13 protein-coding genes are annotated in these 18,018 nt (G+C 73.2%); 9 read left to right on the top strand and 4 right to left on the bottom strand.

All coding sequences use genetic code 11. The features are described from left to right. Nucleotides 1-75 precede the first annotated feature (75 nt). The 4 genes from OEB99_RS15310 to OEB99_RS15325 all read left to right on the top strand — a co-directional run bounded on the left by OEB99_RS15310 (nt 76) and on the right by OEB99_RS15325 (nt 7,085). Nucleotides 76-1,431: an ABC transporter substrate-binding protein gene (locus tag OEB99_RS15310; protein WP_263578155.1), complete on the top strand. Its 1,356-nt coding sequence runs from the start codon at nt 76-78 to the stop codon at nt 1,429-1,431. 115 nt (nt 1,432-1,546) lie between these two features. After that, the gene (locus OEB99_RS15315) at nt 1,547-3,106 is read left to right on the top strand and encodes a glycoside hydrolase family 31 protein (protein WP_263578156.1); all 1,560 of its coding nucleotides are present in this window, start codon (nt 1,547-1,549) and stop codon (nt 3,104-3,106) included. A 7-nt stretch (nt 3,107-3,113) separates the two neighbouring features. After that, nucleotides 3,114-5,255, top strand: a complete 2,142-nt coding sequence (locus OEB99_RS15320; protein ID WP_263578157.1) for an alpha-galactosidase — start codon at nt 3,114-3,116, stop codon at nt 5,253-5,255. 207 nt (nt 5,256-5,462) lie between these two features. Beyond that, a complete protein-coding gene (locus OEB99_RS15325; RefSeq protein ID WP_263578158.1) occupies nt 5,463-7,085 on the top strand; it encodes a beta-1,3-glucanase family protein in 1,623 nt (540 codons plus the stop codon). A gap of 92 nt (nt 7,086-7,177) precedes the next feature. Here the strand turns inward: OEB99_RS15325 and OEB99_RS15330 are convergent, their stop codons facing one another. After that, nucleotides 7,178-8,524 (bottom strand): ricin-type beta-trefoil lectin domain protein, encoded by a 1,347-nt coding sequence (locus tag OEB99_RS15330; RefSeq protein ID WP_263578159.1) that lies wholly within the window; start codon nt 8,522-8,524, stop codon nt 7,178-7,180. 476 nt (nt 8,525-9,000) lie between these two features. Between OEB99_RS15330 and OEB99_RS15335 the strand changes: the two genes are divergently transcribed. Next, nucleotides 9,001-10,656 carry a glycosyl hydrolase family 18 protein gene (locus OEB99_RS15335; RefSeq protein ID WP_263578160.1) on the top strand — a complete coding sequence of 552 codons (1,656 nt, stop codon included), beginning with the start codon at nt 9,001-9,003 and terminating at the stop codon, nt 10,654-10,656. A gap of 90 nt (nt 10,657-10,746) precedes the next feature. On the opposite strand, the gene OEB99_RS15340 is transcribed toward OEB99_RS15335, so the two are convergent. Continuing rightward, the gene (locus tag OEB99_RS15340; protein WP_263578161.1) at nt 10,747-11,445 is read right to left on the bottom strand and encodes a TetR/AcrR family transcriptional regulator; all 699 of its coding nucleotides are present in this window, start codon (nt 11,443-11,445) and stop codon (nt 10,747-10,749) included. A gap of 140 nt (nt 11,446-11,585) precedes the next feature. Between OEB99_RS15340 and OEB99_RS15345 the strand changes: the two genes are divergently transcribed. From OEB99_RS15345 to OEB99_RS15360, 4 genes are all read left to right on the top strand, one after another. Beyond that, nucleotides 11,586-12,308 carry a hypothetical protein gene (locus OEB99_RS15345; protein WP_263578162.1) on the top strand — a complete coding sequence of 241 codons (723 nt, stop codon included), beginning with the start codon at nt 11,586-11,588 and terminating at the stop codon, nt 12,306-12,308. 87 nt (nt 12,309-12,395) lie between these two features. Beyond that, complete coding sequence (locus tag OEB99_RS15350; protein WP_263578163.1) at nt 12,396-14,606, top strand: MMPL family transporter; 2,211 nt, start codon at nt 12,396-12,398, stop codon at nt 14,604-14,606. 4 nt (nt 14,607-14,610) lie between these two features. Beyond that, nucleotides 14,611-15,864 carry a sensor histidine kinase gene (locus OEB99_RS15355; protein WP_263578164.1) on the top strand — a complete coding sequence of 418 codons (1,254 nt, stop codon included), beginning with the start codon at nt 14,611-14,613 and terminating at the stop codon, nt 15,862-15,864. Continuing rightward, nucleotides 15,861-16,526 carry a response regulator transcription factor gene (locus tag OEB99_RS15360; protein WP_263578165.1) on the top strand — a complete coding sequence of 222 codons (666 nt, stop codon included), beginning with the start codon at nt 15,861-15,863 and terminating at the stop codon, nt 16,524-16,526. The genes OEB99_RS15355 and OEB99_RS15360 overlap by 4 nt, the downstream gene beginning before the upstream one ends. A gap of 17 nt (nt 16,527-16,543) precedes the next feature. Here the strand turns inward: OEB99_RS15360 and OEB99_RS15365 are convergent, their stop codons facing one another. Together OEB99_RS15365 and OEB99_RS15370 are read right to left on the bottom strand one after the other, a co-directional pair. Further along, nucleotides 16,544-17,023 (bottom strand): nitroreductase/quinone reductase family protein, encoded by a 480-nt coding sequence (locus OEB99_RS15365; protein ID WP_263578166.1) that lies wholly within the window; start codon nt 17,021-17,023, stop codon nt 16,544-16,546. Further along, nucleotides 17,014-17,868, bottom strand: coding sequence for a TetR/AcrR family transcriptional regulator (locus OEB99_RS15370; protein WP_263578167.1), 855 nt, complete (start codon nt 17,866-17,868; stop codon nt 17,014-17,016). The genes OEB99_RS15365 and OEB99_RS15370 overlap by 10 nt, the downstream gene beginning before the upstream one ends. Nucleotides 17,869-18,018 lie beyond the last annotated feature (150 nt).

Consider the following 18,018-nt stretch of genomic DNA (forward strand, 5'->3'; position numbering starts at 1 on the left):
TCTGCACCTTCATCTGCACCTTCATCTGCACCTCCATCTGCACGGCACTGCTCAACCCAGCAAAGGAGATCAACCATGAAGTCGACCACGCTACGGCGCGTGGCCCCGCTCGCGGCCCTTCCCCTCGTCCTCGCCGCCTGCGGCGGGGGCGGAGGCTCCGACGCCGGCGGCGAGAGCGGCGGCGGGACGACCCTCAGCTACTGGCTGTGGGACGCCAACCAGCAGCCCGCATACCAGCAGTGCGCCGACGCCTTCCACGAGGCCAACCCCGACATCACCGTCGAGATCACCCAGAACGGGTGGGACGACTACTGGTCGGGCGTGAGCACCGGCTTCGTCTCCGAGACGGCTCCCGACGTGTTCACCGACCACCTGTCGAAGTACCCGGAGTTCGTCACGCAGGGCCAGCTCCTCCCGCTGGACGACTACGTCGCGGCCGACGGCGTGGACCTCTCGCAGTACTCCGAGGGTCTGGCCGACCTCTGGGTCGGCCAGGACGGCCACCGCTACGGCCTGCCGAAGGACTGGGACACGGTCGCGATCTTCTACAACGCGGACATGGTCGCCGACGCCGGCTACGCGCCCGAGGACCTGGCGAACCTCACCTGGAACCCGGACGACGGCGGCACCTACGAGCAGCTCATCGCGCACCTGACCGTCGACAAGAACGGTGTGCGCGGCGACGAGGCCGGCTTCGACAAGAACGACGTCGCGGTCTACGGGCTCGGCCTGCCGGGCTCCGGCGGCGCCAACGGGCAGACCGAGTGGAGCATGTACACCGGGACCACCGGCTGGACCCACACGGACGTCAACCCGTGGGGCACGCACTACAACTACGACGACGAGCGCTTCCAGTCGACGATCGCGTGGTGGTACTCGCTGATCGAGAAGGGCTACATGCCGCCGCCGGAGACCACGGTGGGCGCCTCGATGAACGACGACTTCGGCGCCGGCAAGTACGCGCTGAACGTCAACGGCTCCTGGATGATCAACAGCTACTACGGCTACGACGGGATCAACGTGGGCCTCGCCCCGACCCCGGTCGGCCCGAGCGGTGAGCGCGCCTCGATGTTCAACGGTCTCGCCGACTCGATCTGGGCGGGCACCAAGCACCCGGACGAGGCCGCCAAGTGGGTCGAGTTCCTCGGCTCGACCGCGTGCCAGGACCTGGTCGGCCAGGCCGGAGTGGTCTTCCCGGCCATCCCGAGCTCGGCCGAGCTGGCCAAGACGTCCTTCGCCGACCGCGGCATCGACGTCGACCCGTTCATGGTCCAGGTGCAGGACGGCACGACCTTCCTGTTCCCGATCACCGACCACGCCGCGGACGTGAATGCGATCATGCAGCCGGCCATGGACGCGGTGATGGGCGGCACGGCCGACGTGAGCTCGCTCACCGAGGCGAACGACGAGGTCAACGCCCTGTTCAACTGAGCGACCGCGCCCGGGGCCGGTGCACGCCGGCCCCGGGCGGGTCCGAGGATGGTGCCCCCGGAGCGACGGCACGCGGCCGCCGCGCTCCGGCCGATCCACGACCTGAGGAGGTCCCGTGCCGACCACGGACGAGCTCGAGCTGCCCCTGGCCCCCGGTGAGCTGTGGTGGGGCGGTGCGGTCGCCGACGGCGCCGCCATGCCGTTCGGCCGGGCACCGCACCACCGCGACCTCGCCCGCAACGCGGGCTTCGCCGACGCCGAGCACGACGGGGCGAACCAGAGTGCGCCGCTGCTGGTCTCCAGCCACGGCCGCTACGTGTGGTCCGAGAACCCGTTCGCCTTCACGTTCGCGGACGGGTCGCTGACGGTGTCCGGGGACGACGTGACGGTCGGCAGCGGAGGGGCGACGCTGCGGGACGCCTTCACGACGGCGTCACGGCAGCACTTCCCCGCGAGCGGTACGACCCCCGACGAACGGATGTTCTCCGCGCCGCAGTACAACACCTGGATGGAGAACCCGTTCCTGCCCACGCAGGAGGGGGTGCTCGACTACGTCTCGCGGATCCTCGGCCAGGGGCTCCCGCCCGGCGTCGTGATGATCGACGACCGCTGGTCGCAGGACTACGGGGCCTGGCGGTTCGACGAGGGACGGTTCCCGGACCCGGCAGCCATGGTCGCGACCCTGCACGAGTGGGGGTGCCCCGTGATGCTGTGGGTCGTCCCGTACGTCAGCCCCGACTCGGCGGAGTTCCGCGAGCTCGAGGGCCGAGGGCTGCTGCTGCGGCGTCCGGACGGCGAGCCGGTGGTGCGCCGCTGGTGGAACGGCTACTCGGCGATGCTCGACCTGTCCCACCCGGACGCGCTGGGCTGGCTGCGCGAGCAGTGGGCACCGCTGACCGCGATCGGCGTCGACGGTTTCAAGCTCGACGGCGCGGACCTGCGCTACTACGCCGACGACGACGTCGCGCACGACGCGCCGCGCCCCAGGACCGACCTGTGCGAGGCATGGGCGGCGCTCGGCAGCGAGTACGCGTTCAACGAGATGCGCGCATGCTGGAAGCTCGGTGGCCGGCCCCTGGCGCAACGCCTGCACGACAAGCCCTCGTCGTGGGGGAGCGACGGCCTCGGGTCGCTCATCCCCGAGCTCGTCGCCCAGGGGCTCATCGGGCACCCCTACACCTGCCCGGACATGATCGGTGGCGGGCTGATGACCGGGGTGACCACGCCGGAGACCGTCGACCAGGAGCTCTACGTCCGCTACGCCCAGGTCGCGGCGCTCGCGCCGATGATGCAGTTCTCGCTGTCCCCGGCCCGCGTCCTGGACGCCGAGCACCGCGCGGCCGTCGCGAGCGCGGTCGCCGTGCGTGACGCGCACCTGCCGGTGATCCTCGACCTGGTGCGCTCGGCCTCGCGCACCGGCGAGCCCGTGCTGCGCGCTCTCGCGTACCACCACCCCGGTTTCGAGCACGTCGCCGACGAGTTCCTGCTCGGCGAGGACGTCCTGGTCGCCCCCGTGCTGGAGCCCGGCGCGACGAGTCGGCCGGTCATCCTCCCGCCCGGTACGTGGCTGGACGCCGCCGGCGCACCGCACACCGGGCCCGGCGAGGTCCTCCTCGAGGTCGACCTGCACACCCTCCCCGTGTTCCGGCGGCTGCCGGACGATACCCAAGAGTGAGATGACGATGGCCGAGAAGACCCTGCACCTGCGCCGCGGTGGGACGAGCGTCGTGCTCGAGCTCGGCGACCACGAGCTGCCCTGCGTCGTGCACTGGGGCCCGGACCTGGGCGAGGTCGGCCAGGCCGACCTGCGCGGTCTGCTGCACGCGTCGCGCCCGCCGTACGTCGACTCGCAGCTCACCGCGCCGCCGCGGGTCTCGCTGCTGCCGATGCACTCGGCCGGCTGGCTCGGGCGCCCCGGGCTGCTCGGGTCGCGGGACGGGCGGGACTGGTCGGTGGCGTTCGACTCGGTGCGGCACGAGGTGGTCGACGGCGCGGACTCGGCGCAGGTCGCGCGCCTGGTCAGCGTCGGCACCGACCCGGCCGGCGGACTCGAGGTCCGGACCGAGCTCGAGCTGCACCCGTCGGGGCTGCTTCGGGTACGCGCCGCGGTGCGCAACGTCGGCGACCCCGACTACGCCGTCCAGCTCGTCCAGCCCGCGCTGCCGGTCCCGGCCGACGCGGCCGAGCTGCTCGACATGGCCGGACGCTGGGGCCGGGAGCGCACGCCGCAGCGTCGGCCGTTCGACCAGGGCACCTGGTTGCGCGAGGCCTGGGGTGGGCGGCCCGGCCTCGACAGCGCCACGTTCCTCGCCGCCGGCGAGCACGGCTTCGGGTTCCGGTCGGGCCGGGTCTGGGGCGTGCACCTGGCCTGGTCCGGCAACCAGGTGGTGGCGGCCGAGCGCACCTCCACCGGGTGGCGGGTGCTGGGCGGCGGCGAGCTGCTGCTGCCGGGCGAGATGCTGCTCGCGACCGGCGAGGAGTACGTCTCGCCCTGGCTGACCGCGTCGTGGGGCGAGGGCCTCGACGAGCTGTCCGCGCGCTACCACCGATTCCTGCGGGCACGCCCCGAGCACCCCGGGCGCCCCCGACCGGTGCTGCTGAACGTCTGGGAGGCGGTGTACTTCGACCATGACCTGCCGCGGCTCCTGGACCTCGCCGACCGGGCCGCCGCGCTCGGCGTGGAGCGGTTCGTGCTCGACGACGGCTGGTTCCTCGGACGTCGGGACGACACCCGTGGCCTGGGGGACTGGGTGGTCGACCCGGCGGTGTGGCCGGACGGCCTGGGTCCGCTGGTGGACCGGGTGCACGGACTCGGCATGGAGTTCGGCCTGTGGTTCGAGCCGGAGATGGTCAATCTCGACTCCGAGCTGGCGCGGTCCCACCCGGACTGGGTGCTCGGCACGGCGCACGGTCCCGGGCCGGCCTCACGGCACCAGCACGTCCTCGACCTGACTCGCGCGGACTCGTACGGGCACATCCTCGAGGCGATCAGCACGCTGGTCGCCCGGTACGGGATCGGCTACCTGAAGTGGGACCACAACCGGCCCCTGGTCGACGCCGGGAGCGGAGCGGGCCGGGAGCCGGCCGTGCACGCGCAGACGCTCGCCGTCTACCGGATGATGGCCGAGCTCAAGTCGCGCCACCCCGGCCTGGAGATCGAGTCCTGCGCGAGCGGCGGCGGACGCATCGACCTGGGCGTCATGGCGCTGGCCGACCGGGTCTGGGTCAGCGACTGCATCGACGCGCACGAGCGGCACCGCCTGGTCCGGTGGACCGGGCTCACCCTGCCTCCCGAGCTCATGGGCACCCACGTCGGGTCCGGCGCGGACCACACGACCGGCCGGATGCTCGGCCTGGACTTCCGTGCCGGGACGGCCGTCTGGGGCCACATGGGCATCGAGTGGGACCTCGCGCGGGCGTCGGACTCCGACCTGGAGGCCCTGCGGGCCTGGGTCGCGTTCCACAAGAGCGTGCGTGGCCTGCTGCACACCGGTGACGTGGTCCGCGCCGACCTGCCGGACCCTGCGCTGCAGCTCGACGGCGTCGTCGCCGCGGACCGGTCCGACGCCCTGTTCCGGCTGTCGGCGCTCGACCACGACCTGACCTGGCCCTTGGGCCGGGTCAGGCTCCCCGGCCTGGACCCGGACCGCGCCTACCGCGTCACCGCCGCCGCACCCGGCGACCTGCCGGCTCGTCGCTCCGGGGCGCCACCCTGGGCGGCCGAGGGCGTCGTGCTGCCCGGCCGGGTGCTCGCCGAGGTCGGCGTCCAGGCGCCGTCGCTGAGGCCCGACGAGCTGGTGCTGCTGCGCGTGACGGCGGTCTGACGGCGCGGCCCGCGACCACCGGCGCCGCCTTCACAGGGCTCTCACACGATCAGGACGGCTCCGGCACCGTGGTCGCCCCGGTCGCCGTCGATCCCCGCTAGCGTCCTTGATCGCAAGCGCCGGTGGGCAGGGGGCACACACGGTCCGGCATGCGGTCGATCATGCGCGCCTCCTCGAGGACCGGTGTCCATCGACCCGGGAGGACCCGTGGGACATCTCAGACGCATGCTCGTCACCGCTCTGGCCGTAGCGCTGGGGGCCGTCGGCCTCGTGACGGCGCCGGCCGCCGTCGCGGCACCGGACAGGCTGCCGCTGACCGTGACCAACGACTCCGGCCGCGGCGAGGCCGTCTACCTGTACGTGCTCGGCACCGACCTCGCCTCGGGACGGCTCGGCTGGGTCGACGCCGCGGGCACCTTCACCGCGTGGCCGGCCGGGAGCCTGCCGCCCTCTCCGGCACCCGACGTCGCGATCGCCGGACCGGGCCAGGGCGGCTCGACGACCGTCCACATCCCGCGCGGCTTCTCCGGCCGCGTGTACTTCTCGTTCGGCGAGAAGCTGCCGTTCTCGCTGACGCCGGACGGCCTGGTGCAGCCCGCCCCGTGGGTTGCCGACGACCCGAGCCACGACATCCTCTTCGACTGGAGCGAGCTCACCTACGACGCGTCCGGTCTGTGGTTCAACAGCTCCCAGGTGGACATGTTCGCGGTGCCCCACGAGGTCGGCGTCACCGCGCCGGACGGCACCACCCGGACGATCGGGGCGTTGGTCGCGGGCGGTCGCGACCAGGTGATCGACGCGATGCGCGCCAACCCCGCTTGGGCGAACACCGTGGTCACGCGTGACGACGGCACCGTGCTGCGCGTGCTGGCGCCGGGCAAGGCCGCCGCGGCCGGGCTGCTCGCCGACGGCTACCTCGACGGCTACATCTCCTGGGCCTGGCAGCAGTACGTCGGGCGGGACCTGACGATCGCGCCGTTCACGGACAGTCCGGGCGTGCGGTTCTATGGCCGGACCATCGGTGACGTCATGCGGTTCACGAACACCTCCGGCACGGTCGTCGCGACGTTCACCAAGCCCAGCAGCGCCGACGTGTGGGGGTGCGACGGCAACCTGTTCGCGCCGAACGACGCGGTCGTCGGGCCGATCGCCCGGACGCTGTGCGCAGCGCTCAACCGCGGCACGCTCGGCACGCTAGACGTCCAGCCCACGTCGGACACGAACGCGTTCTACCGGTCGAGCCCGACCAACGAGTACGCCGCCGCCGTGCACGCCGCCATGGCCGACGGGCGCGCCTATGCGTTCGCGTTCGACGACGTCGGCGGGTTCGAGTCGCTCGTGCACGAGGCCGACCCGAGCGCGGCCTCGATCCGGCTCGGGTCGTTCACCGGCGGCTCCGACGGCGGCTCGGACGACGGCTCGGACGACGGCGGGTCCGTGGACGGCTCGACGGTGAGCATCGTCAGCGACTGGAACGGCAAGTGCGTCGACGTGCCGGCGGGCAACTTCGCCGACGGGCAGCGGATCCACGTGTGGACCTGCGACGGCTCGGCGAACCAGGACTGGACGTTCGTCGACGGGACCATCCGGACCCAGGCGGACATGTGCCTCGACGTCGCCTGGGGCTCGACGGCGAACGGCGCAGCAGTTCAGATCGCGACCTGCAGCGGCAACCCGGCGCAGCAGTTCGTCCTCAGCGACGCCGGCGACCTGGTGAACCCGCAGGCGAACAAGTGCGTCGACCTCGCCGACTGGAACCCGGCCGACGGCGCCGTGCTGCAGCTGTGGGAGTGCGCGGGCACCGCCAACCAGAAGTGGCACCTCGGCTGATCTGTCGATCATGAGAAGCCTCGGGCCCCGCGGTCGTGACCGCGGGGCCCGAGATGTTGTCAGGCGTGGATCTCGCCCGGATCCTTCTCTCGCTAGAGGGCGCCGCCCGGCAGTGACCACTTCTGCGCGTTCGTGCCGTTGCAGTCCCACAGCTGGATGCGTGCGCCGTTCGCGGTCGACGAGCCCGGGTCGTCGATGCAGCGCCCGGACGCGGGGTTGCGGTACCCGCCGTTGTACGGCTCCCACACCTGGTTGGGCTGGCCGGGGTTGCAGTCCCAGATCTGCAGCGGCGTCCGGTTGGCGGTGCCCCACTCGGTGGCGTCGAGGCACTTGCCCATGGCGCGCAGGGAGTTGTCGACCAGGGTCCACTTCTGGGCGACCGTTCCGTTGCAGTCCCACAGCTGCACCGCGGTGCCGTTGGCGCTGTCGGCGCCGGCCACGTCGAGGCACTTGTTCGCGATGCCCGAGAGGACCGGGCCGGTGCCGGTGGTGGGGGTGCTCCCGGGCGTCTTGGTCGCGACCGTCACGTAGTCGACCAGCATCGGCCTCCCGGACACGGTCGACGCGTACGGGCCGCCACCGAACGCGTCGGGGAACCCGCCCCCGACGGCGACGTTGAGGATGATGAAGAAGCCGTGGTGCACGGCGTTGTCCCACGTGGTCGCGTCGACCTGGTCGGCGCTCACGGTGAAGAAGTTCGTGCCGTCGCGGTAGTAGCGGATCTGCTCCGGGCTCACGCTCCGGTCGACCTCCACCCCGTAGGTGTGGAAGCTCGTGCCGCAGGTCGCGCAGGTCCGCTCACCGGAGGTGAGGCCGGTGGTCTCGTTGCACGGTCCGCCGGGGTTGGTCCCGCAGTGCAGGGCGGCGAAGTGGCTGCTGCGCCCGTTGATGTTCTCGAGGATGTCGATCTCGCCGAGCGAGGGCCAGCCGGCCGCTCCGGTGCCGCGGGCCGAGGCCCCCAGCATCCAGAACGCCGGCCAGTACCCCGCGCCGTCGGCGGTGGTGACGTCCGGCTGCTTGATCGAGGCCTCGACCCGCAGCACCCCCCCTGCGGGTGCCGCGAAGCTCGTGTCCTGCGTCTCGATGCGGCCGGACGTCCACCCGCCGGCGGCGTCCCGGATCGGCTTGATCGCCAGGTGCCCGCTCCCGTCCTGGTAGACGTTCGCGGTGCTGTCCGTCATGTACTCGATCTCACCGGTGCCCCAGTTCCACGCGCCGCCGTCATAGCCGTGGCCGATGTCGTACAGCCACTGGGAGCGGTCGAGGCCCGAGCCCGCCGCGCCGCCGAAGTCGTCGCTCCACACGGTCGTGAAGCCGCTCGGCGGCGTCGGGACGGCGGCGGGGACGGCCCGTGGCGCGGTCGGCGCTTCCGGGACCGCGGCCTGGGCCGCGGTGCCCGCGCCGAGCGTCGCGATCGTGACCGCCGCGAGCGTGGCCACGACCGCGCTCGTGCGTCTCGGTCGGGAACGGGAGCTGAGGTGCATCTGTCGGATCCGATCTTCCGGAGGAACCGGGACCGTGCAGTCCCGGTCGGCCCCACGCGACCGACGTCGGTGCGAGGGGCGCCCTGCCGCGCGTACCCCAGGGGTGCGTGCGGCGGGACGGTCCGGTGGAGTGCCCGCGAGGCGCACCGCTACGCCGGGTTCGGCGGGCGGTGGCGCGCGGGAGGGGATCCTCCACGGTGCTGGGCGGCATCCCCGGATCGTGGCACCGCATGATCAGGTCGCTCGGGGCATTCGGCCGGATGTGCACAGGATCTGCACAGGATGTCGGCGGGCTCCGCTGACGTCCTCGCGGTCGTCGTCGATCATGGGACGGCGGTCGGCCACGGCGCCGGCGCAGCACGATCCGGGCCCCAGGGGGAGCCCGGCGGACAAGCAGGGGGAGTACGACAGTGGTGAGAAGAAGTAGATCGATGCTCAGTGCGCTCGCACTCGCGTTCGTGGCCATCGCCCCGGTCGCGGTGGCGACGGGGGCACAGGCCCAGGGCCCGGCGGCGACGGCGACGGTGGCGTGCACCGGTGCGCAGTGGAGCGCGACCGCGGTCTACACGGGCGGCGACGTCGTCACCCACGACGGCCACAGCTGGTCGGCCGCCTGGTGGACCCAGGGCGAGGAGCCCGGGACCACGGGCGAGTGGGGCGTCTGGCGGGACCAGGGGACCTGCTCGGGTGACCCGACGGACCCGACCGACCCGACGGACCCGACCGATCCCGCCGCGTGCGCCGCAGCGACGTGGGACGCCGCGACCGTGTACACGGGCGGTGACCTGGTGTCCTACGAGGACCACACCTGGAAGGCGAACTGGTGGACGCTCGGCGAGGCGCCGAGCACCGGCGGCAGCGGCGTCTGGGCGGACCAGGGGACCTGTACCGGCTCCACCGATCCCACGGATCCGACTGATCCGACGGATCCGACCGACCCCACCGACCCGACGGACCCGCCCGGCACGGGTGACGGCTCCGGCCGCGTCGTCGGCTACTTCACCGAGTGGGGCATCTACGGGCGCAACTACCAGGTGAAGAACATCGAGACCTCGGGCTCCGCGGACCGGCTCACGCACATCGTGTACGCGTTCGGCAACGTCCAGAACGGCCGGTGCACCATCGGCGACTCGTACGCCGACTACGACAAGGCGTTCACCGCGGACCAGAGCGTCGACGGCGTCGCGGACACCTGGGACGGCAGCCTGCGCGGCAACTTCAACCAGCTGCGCAAGCTCAAGGCCATGCACCCCGACCTGAAGGTCCTCTGGTCGTTCGGCGGGTGGACCTGGTCGGGTGGCTTCACCCAGGCCGCGGCCGACCCGCAGGCCTTCGCCGAGTCCTGCCACGACCTCGTCGAGGACCCGCGTTGGGCCGACGTGTTCGACGGGATCGACATCGACTGGGAGTACCCGAACAGCTGTGGCAACTCGTGCGACTCGAGCGGCTACGAGGCCTACCCGAACCTGATGCGTGCGCTGCGGGAGGAGTTCGGCTCCGACCTGGTGACCTCGGCCATCACCGCCGACGGGACCTCGGGCGGCAAGATCGATGCGGCGGACTACGCGGGCGCAGCCCAGTACGTCGACTTCTTCATGCCGATGACGTACGACTTCAACGGAGCGTTCAACCCGACCGGTCCGACCGGGCCGCACTCGCCGCTGACGTCGTACCCGAACGAGCCGATCGCGGGCTTCAACTCGACCGCGACGATCGACAAGCTCAGCTCGTTGGGCATCCCGTCGGACAAGCTCCTGCTGGGCATCGGGTTCTACGGCCGCGGCTGGACCGGCGTCACGCAGTCGACCGCGGGCGGCACCGCGACGGGTGCGGCGCCCGGCACCTACGAGGCCGGGATCGAGGACTACAAGGTCCTCAAGAACGACTGCCCGCCCACGGGGACCGTCGGTGGCACCGCGTACGCCTTCTGCAACGGTGAGTGGTGGAGCTACGACACCCCCGGCACGATCGCCGGGAAGATGGCGTTCGTGAACCAGCGGGACCTCGGCGGAGCGTTCTTCTGGGAGCTCTCCGGGGACACCGCGAACGGTGAGCTGATCAGCGCGATCGGCACCGGTCTGGGCTGACCTGGTCGTCGGTGACGCCCCCGGTCGGGTTCCGCGAGGAGCCTGACCGGGGGCGTCACCCTGCAGGGGCGTCGACCGGCGCCGCGTGCGTCAGGGTGTGGCAGGCGGGACCCCCAGCAGGTGGGTCACGAGGCTGTCCACCTCGACCGTGAGATCGGGCCACGGAAACTGGGGGCGGGCCGTGCGCAGGCTCACGGTGCCGTGCAACGCGGTCCACAGGTGGATCGCGAGAAGGTCGGCGTCCGGCCGCCCGGCCGCCTCGACGGCCTCGTCGCGCATCGCGGCGAAGACCTCCGCCCCGGCTCGGGCCACCTGCGCGGCTGCGTCGGCCGCGAGCGTCGGCGCCTCGAACATCGCCCGGTACTCGCCGGGGTGCTCGGCCCCCCAGCGGGCGTACGCGAGGCCACGGGCGCGCACCCGCACGCCGGGCCGGTCGCCGGCCGCGTCCGCCGCGGCGTCGAGCGTCGCGCCGAAGTCCGTGAAGTAGGTGACCTTCACCTCGGCGAGCAGCTCGTCGAGGGTCGCGAAGTGCAGGTAGACCGACGTCGTCGCGATGCCCACCTCTCGTGCGACCGCCCGGAGCGACAGGTCGGCCGGGTCGCCCGTCGTGGCCAGCAGGCGCCTGGCCGCCTCGACCACCTCGCCGCGCAGTCGCGCGCCCTCGCCGCGGCGTGCCCGGGGACGCCGTGACGGCGCACCGGAGCGTGGGCGCCGGGCGTGCTCGTCGGGCCGCGGGTCGGGTGTGGTGTCGGCGCCACCGGCCTGCGGCACCTCGGCGCGATCGGCCATGACGGCCTCCTTCCGCACGCGCTGCCGGTCGGCAGCGGCGACGTTGACGAGTCTAAGGCTACGGGTGTACACCTAATAACACTACAGGTGTAGCCCAAGGTGATCCGACCGGCGGGCGTCACCGCGACGAGGAGGATCCGATGCCCGACTCAGCCGTTCGTCCCGTCGGCACCGGCACGGCGTTCATCGCCGTCCCGCTGGTGTTCGTCGCAGCGTTCGCCGTCCACCCCGACCTGCTCGACCCCCGCCTGCTCACCCCGGGCGAGGTGATCGACAGGGCCCACGGCGCGGCCCTGCTCCAGCTCGGCCACGCCCTGGTCCTGCTCGCCACACCGCTGCTCGTGGTGGTCGCGCTCCACCTCGTACACGTGCTGGACGGCACCCGGGCGCACCGCTCCGGGCTCGCCGGCGGCGCCCTCGCCGTGATCGGCGCGCTCGCGCTCGCGGCCGACAAGGGCGCCCTGTGCCTCACGATGAGCGCCTTCGACACGCTGCCCGAGGACGTGTTCGCGCAGCTGCGCCCCGGTGTCGAGGCACTGTTCGACAAGGCCGGATGGATGGTGCTGGTCTGGGGCATCGTGCTGCTGCCGCTCGGCTTCGCGATCCAGGCGGCCGCGCTCTGGCGCACCGGTGCGGTCCCGCGGTGGCAGGCCGCGTCGTTCCTGGTGGGCATGCTCCTGATCGGCACGCCCGACGGCATGGAGATCGTGAACCTCGCCGGGGCCGCAGCGCTCGGCGTCGCCTTCGTGCCCTGGGGCGTCGGTCTGATCGCCCGGGGCTGGGCCGGACGCGGCGGGACGAGCGCCGTCGGTCCCATCGGCCTGCCGGCGGTCGAGCTCGCGGGCGTACCGCAGACGCGGTAGAGCGATGACCGCACAGGGCTGACGACCCGGACGGTCGACCCGACGAACCTGGAGTGACCTCGACACTGCGTCCGAAAGGTTCCCGTCATGTCCTCACTCGCCAGCTGGTGCTACCGGCGGCGTGGCACGGTCCTCGCCGCCTGGGTCACCGTCCTGGTGGCCCTCGTCCTCGCCGTCGTCACCGCCGGTACGTCCTTCACCACGGTGGCCGACCTGCCCGACAGCGAGTCGGCCACCGCCTACGAGCTCCTCGCCGAGATGGGGCAGGGCTCCGGGACCGCTCAGGGCCGGGTCGTCTGGCACGCCGACGGGGTCGCCATCGACGCCCCGTCCGTCCAGGCCGAGGTCGCCGCGATGCTCGACGAGGTCGCCGCGCTGCCCGGCGTCGAGGCCGTCGTCAGCCCGTACACCGACGCGGGCGCCGGCCAGCTGAACGCCACGGTCGGCACCGCCTTCGCCACGGTGGTCGCCACCGATGCGGTCGACGTCGCCGAGGTCCGGGCGATCACCGATGCCTACGACTCGGCGGTCCTCGAGGTCGCCGCCGGCGGCCAGGCGCTCTCCGAGCTGCCGTCCCCGTCGCACGGCATGGAGGTGGTCGGCATCCTCGCGGCCTTCGCGCTGCTGTTCGCGATGTTCCGGTCCTGGTGGGCCGCGGTGCTGCCGATCGCCACCGGGGTCACCGGCGTCGGCGTCTCGCTGCTCGGGGTCATGCTGCTGTCGCACGTCATGGACCTCGACTCGACCTCGCTGACCATGGGCGCCCTGATCGGGCTCGGCGTCGGGATCGACTACGCGCTGTTCATCGTCAACCGGTTCCGCACGGCGTTGACGGCGGGTGCCGCGGTCTCCGACGCGGTGCGCCAGGCGGTCAGCACGTCGGGGCGAGCGGTCGTGCTCGCCGGGCTCACCGTGATCGTCGCGCTGCTCGGCATGGCCGTGGTGGGCCTCGGGGTCCTCACCGGGATGGGCCAGGCGGCGGCGCTGACCGTGCTGCTCACCGTGCTCGCCGCGATCACGCTGCTGCCCGCCCTGCTCGGTGCGCTCGGCCACCGGGTCCTGTCGAAGCGTCAGCGAGCGGAGCGGGCCGGCGCCGAGCAGGTGGCCGGCCGCGCCGGGCGACCGCGGAGCGCGAGCCGATGGGCGCTGCGGGTGCAGAGGTCGCCGCGGGTCCTCGCCGTGGCCGCGATCGGCGTGCTCGTCGTGCTCGCCCTGCCCGCGACGAGCATGCGGGTCGGCAGCTCGGACGCGACGTCCGACCCGGTCGGGTCGCCGACCCGCGAGTACGCCGACCTGGTCGGCCCGGCGTTCGGCGCGGGCCTCGACGCGACGCTGGTCCTCGCAGCCGAGATCCCGGACGCCGCTGCCGCCGCGGCCTTCGACGCGCTGGTCGGCGACCTCCCGTCGGTCCCCGGGGTCGCGTCCGTGGTTGCCGCGCCGGTCCAGCCGGGCCGGACCGTCGCGCTCGCCGCCGTGACCCCGACGACCAGCGCGCAGACCCGGGCCACGCAGGACCTGGTCGACACGCTCCGTTCGGAGGTCATCCCGGCCGCGGAGCAGGGCAGCGCGCTGCAGGTGTACGTCGGTGGTGAGACCGCCACGAACATCGACCTGTCCGAGGCGCTGATGGGGCGGCTGCCGCTGTACCTGGCGCTGGTGGCCCTGCTCGGGTTCCTCCTGCTGTCCGTCGCGTTCCGCAGCGTGCTGGTGCCCCTGGTCGGCGCGCTGAGCAACCTCGCGACCATCGCCGTCGGGCTCGGGGTGATCACCGCGCTGTTCCAGTTCGGGTGGGCGGGTCACGTGCTCGGCGTCGGCGACGCGGCCCCGACCATGTACATCGTCCCGGTGATCCTGGTCGGCGTTGTGTTCGGGCTGTCGATGGACTACCAGGTCTTCCTCGTCTCGCGGATGCACGAGGAGTGGACCCGGACCCACGACAACGGCCGTGCGATCCGGGTCGGTACGACCGAGACCGCCCGCGTCATCGCGACCGCGGCGACGATCATGCTCGCGGTGTTCGCGTCCTTCAGCTTCGGCGGAGAACGGATCGTCTCGGCGATCGGCCTCGGCCTCGGTGCCGCCGTCCTGGTCGACGCGTTCGTGGTGCGCCTGACGCTCGTCCCGGCACTGATGCGCCTCATCGGCGACCGGAACTGGGCCTACCCTCGGTGGGCGGACCGCATCACTCCTCACGTCTCGGTCGAGGGCGCCGACTCCGACGCCGCCGGGCCGGGGGCCGCCGCGGTCGACACGCGGGTGCTCGAGCACGTGGGCACCGGGACCGACGGGCGGGAGTAGCGCGATGGACCAGCCGCTTCGTCCCGCGTGGCGAGCGTGGGAGACCCGGGTGGCGCAGGTCGGCCGCACCACCCGGGGCGGCTGGGCGCTGACGTTCGGCACGCTGGCCGTGATGCTCACCACCGTCTGGGTGCGCCAGCAGCAGGCGACGTTCCCCGGGCCGGCGCTCCTGATCGCGACGGTCGCGGCCTGGGCGCCCCTCCTGCTGCGCACGCGGGCGCCGCTGATCGTGCTCGGCGCGACCGTCGCGATCGAGTCGGCGCACCTGGCGTTCGTGCCCGTCGTGGACACCGGGCTCACGGCTGCCGAGGCGATGGGGGTCTACCAGCCGGTGCCGATCGCGACGATGGTGGCCGCCTGGACCGTGGCCTCGCGGGCGCCGCGGTGGATCGGCTGGGTCGCGGGCTCGGTGTCCGCGCTGGTGCTGCTGGCCGTCGCGCTCGTCGCGCATCCGCTGGACCTCCTGGCGACCGACCTGGTGATGGCCAACCTCGTGGTCATCGCGACCGGCGCGGGGGTCGGCGTTGCGGCCTGGCGCGACCGGGTCGACCGCGAGGAGCGTGAGCGCGAGGACCGGACCCGGCGGGCCGTGATCGACGAGCGGCTCCGCATCGCGCGCGAGCTGCACGACGTGCTCGCCCACAACCTGACGCTCGTCAACGCCCAGGCGTCGGTCGCCGAGTACCTGATGCACCAGGACGCGGACGCCGCGGCCGAGGCCTTGCGCGGGATCAGCCGGCACACCGCGCAGGCGATCACCGACCTGCGGGCGACCGTGGGTCTGCTCAGGCGCGACGGCGAGGACGAGCCCGCCGGCGAGGACCGTGGACCGGTCCCGGGCCTGGCCCGGCTGGCGGGCCTGGTCGACGACCTGGCGTCGACCGGGGCCGAGATCGAGCTCGAGGTGAGCGGGGCTCCGGTGGAGCTCGACGAGCTCGCCGACCTCGCCGCCTACCGGATCGTCCAGGAGGCGCTGACCAACGCGATGAAGCACGCCCCGGACGCGCCCGTCACCGTGCGCCTCGCCTGGACGGACGGCGGTCTGGAGATCCGGGTGGTCAACGCCGCCCCGCCGCGGCCCGCGGGCCCGGCCCCGGGGACCGGGCACGGGCTGCTCGGGATGCGCGAGCGGGCCCGTGCCGCGGGTGGGACGTTCACCGTGTCGCAGGAGTCGGGCGGCTCGTTCTCGGTGGCCGCATCGCTCCCGGCGCCCGGGCGGTCCCGTGCTGCGGCCGGCGACGAGAAGGGGACGACATGACGATCCGCGTGGTGCTCGCCGACGACCAGGCCCTGCTGCGGGCGACGTTCCGGCTCCTGCTGGACGCGTCCCCGGACGTCGAGGTGGTGGCGGAGGCAGCGACCGGGGCCGAGGCCGTGCGGTGCGCGACGCTCGACCGTCCCGACGTCGTCGTGATGGACATCCGGATGCCGGAGCTGGACGGCATCGAGGCGACCCGGCGGATCTGTGCCGACCCGGCGCTCGCCGGCGTGCGGGTCCTGGTGCTCACGACCTTCGAGGAGGACGACCTGGTGGTGGCCGCCGTGCAGGCGGGTGCGAGCGGCTTCCTCGGCAAGGGCGTGGAGCCGGCCGGTCTGCTCGACGCCATCCGCACCGTCGCTGCGGGGGAGGAGCTGCTCTCCGCCGTCGCGACGCGTGCCGTGATCCGCCGGGTCGTCGAGCAGCCGGCCCGACCGCGGGTCGAGGTCCCGGGCGTCGCGGACCTCACCGACCGCGAACGCGAGGTCGTCGCGCTCGTCGCCGCCGGGCTGTCCAACGCAGAGATCGGCGAGCGCCTGTTCATCAGCCCGGCCACGGCCAAGACCCACGTCAACCGGGCGATGGCGAAGACCGCGGCACGCGACCGCGCGCAGCTGGTGGTGTTCGCCTACGAGTCGGGCCTCGTGGACCGCAGCGCCTGACCGTCGGGGCCGTGCGGTCAGTCCTCGGCCGGCAGCACCTCGAACACGGGGTACTGCGCCGCGACCGCCTCGAAGTCGGCCAGCGGCGCCGCTGGGTCGACCGGGATGTGCGGGCGCCCCCCCCGGCCGGGCTGCCGGGACCGGCGCAGGATCCGCGCGCGCAACGGGACCGGGACCTCCCGGAGCGTCACGGGGCGCCGGCGTCGGCGGACCAGGACCGCCCGGCCCCCGGCCGCTCGCACGTTGCGCACCCAGTTGCACCGCTCGCCGAGCATCGAGACGAGGTACCAGCGCCCGTCCAGGTCGGCCATCCCGAGCGGGAAGGTGGTCGGCCTGCCGGTCGTGCGGCCGGGCACCTCGAGCGTCACCCATCGTCGAGGCTGCAGGCCCCAGGCGAACACCCTCGCCCACAGCCGGGACAGCCGGGTCGCGGTGCGGTCGGCGCGCTGCCCGGTGTACATCCTGCGCAGCGCCGCGTCGGAGATGATCACGCCCATCCGTCCTCCCAGGGTCCGGCGGCGGCGCGTTCGCGGACCGCCGTCATTCGTGCCTCGTCCCACCGGACGTCCGGGTCCGGCTCCAGGTGGTCGTCCAGGATCCGCGCCGCGAGCAGCGCCGGCTCGGTCCACTCCATCGGGGTCGCGCTGCCGAGGGCCGTGCGCTGCCTGGTCGTGGTGAGCAGGTCGGGGTCCGCCATGCCACGGACCAGCGCGCCGGTCGAGGCGCAGCCGAGCGCGAACGACAGGCCGCGGAAGGTCTCGCCGGCGACCAGCCGGTAGCCGACCAGCCCGGCGAACCAGGCGAACACGTCCGCGCGGCGCTCGGTGAAGGCCCGCTCGGTCGCGACGAGCTCGGCGGCGACCTGTGCGCGCAGGTCGGCGTCGGCCAGGCCGCTGAAGCTCACGTGCAGCGCGACGTAGGTCCGCCAGCGAGCCGACCGGGCGACCACCGCCGAGTCGGCGTGCATCACCCGGCGGACCAGGTCGACCACGAGGTCGCGCCGCGACCGCTCGTCCAGCAGCTCCGCGCAGCGCTCGGCGACGTCCCGAGCGGCGTCGGCCACGAGCTCGGCGCCCTCGGCCGTGAGCTGCGTCGCCCGGGCGATCTCCAGCAGCAGGTCCCCGAAGAACAGCTCCTTGGTGGGCCAGCGCCGGTAGACGGACGCGCGCGAGACGTCCGCCGCCGCGATCACGGCCTCCATGCTCAGGTGCTCGAGGCCCACGGCCAGGCCCTGGGTGTCGATCGCGGCCAGCCCGGCGTCCAGCATCCGGCGCTCGGTCTGGGCGTCGGAGAGTCGGGGCCGGCGGGAGGCGGTCGCGGGTGTCCCGGAGGGGCTGTTCATGCCTCCACCATGCCTTGTGAGACATGATGTATCAATAGTCGTCGTGGTGGCGCGTGGAGCGCGCGACGTCCTCCCGTCCGATCCGCTCGCCGACCGACTGCCGCACGGTGCTAGCGTGCTCGCCGTCGCTGTGACCGCTCACAGATGTGC

The organism is Actinotalea endophytica (assembly GCF_025717005.1).
In the GTDB taxonomy this organism is placed as follows: domain Bacteria; phylum Actinomycetota; class Actinomycetes; order Actinomycetales; family Cellulomonadaceae; genus Actinotalea.

Coding starts and splice junctions, on each gene's coding strand:
- OEB99_RS15310 (WP_263578155.1), top strand. CDS start 76: ATGAAGTCGACCACGCTACGGCGCGTGGCCCCGCTCGCGGCCCTTCCC.
- OEB99_RS15320 (WP_263578157.1), top strand. CDS start 3,114: ATGGCCGAGAAGACCCTGCACCTGCGCCGCGGTGGGACGAGCGTCGTG.
- OEB99_RS15335 (WP_263578160.1), top strand. CDS start 9,001: ATGCTCAGTGCGCTCGCACTCGCGTTCGTGGCCATCGCCCCGGTCGCG.
- OEB99_RS15340 (WP_263578161.1), bottom strand. CDS start 11,445: ATGGCCGATCGCGCCGAGGTGCCGCAGGCCGGTGGCGCCGACACCACA.
- OEB99_RS15345 (WP_263578162.1), top strand. CDS start 11,586: ATGCCCGACTCAGCCGTTCGTCCCGTCGGCACCGGCACGGCGTTCATC.
- OEB99_RS15350 (WP_263578163.1), top strand. CDS start 12,396: ATGTCCTCACTCGCCAGCTGGTGCTACCGGCGGCGTGGCACGGTCCTC.
- OEB99_RS15355 (WP_263578164.1), top strand. CDS start 14,611: ATGGACCAGCCGCTTCGTCCCGCGTGGCGAGCGTGGGAGACCCGGGTG.
- OEB99_RS15360 (WP_263578165.1), top strand. CDS start 15,861: ATGACGATCCGCGTGGTGCTCGCCGACGACCAGGCCCTGCTGCGGGCG.
- OEB99_RS15365 (WP_263578166.1), bottom strand. CDS start 17,023: ATGGGCGTGATCATCTCCGACGCGGCGCTGCGCAGGATGTACACCGGG.
- OEB99_RS15370 (WP_263578167.1), bottom strand. CDS start 17,868: ATGAACAGCCCCTCCGGGACACCCGCGACCGCCTCCCGCCGGCCCCGA.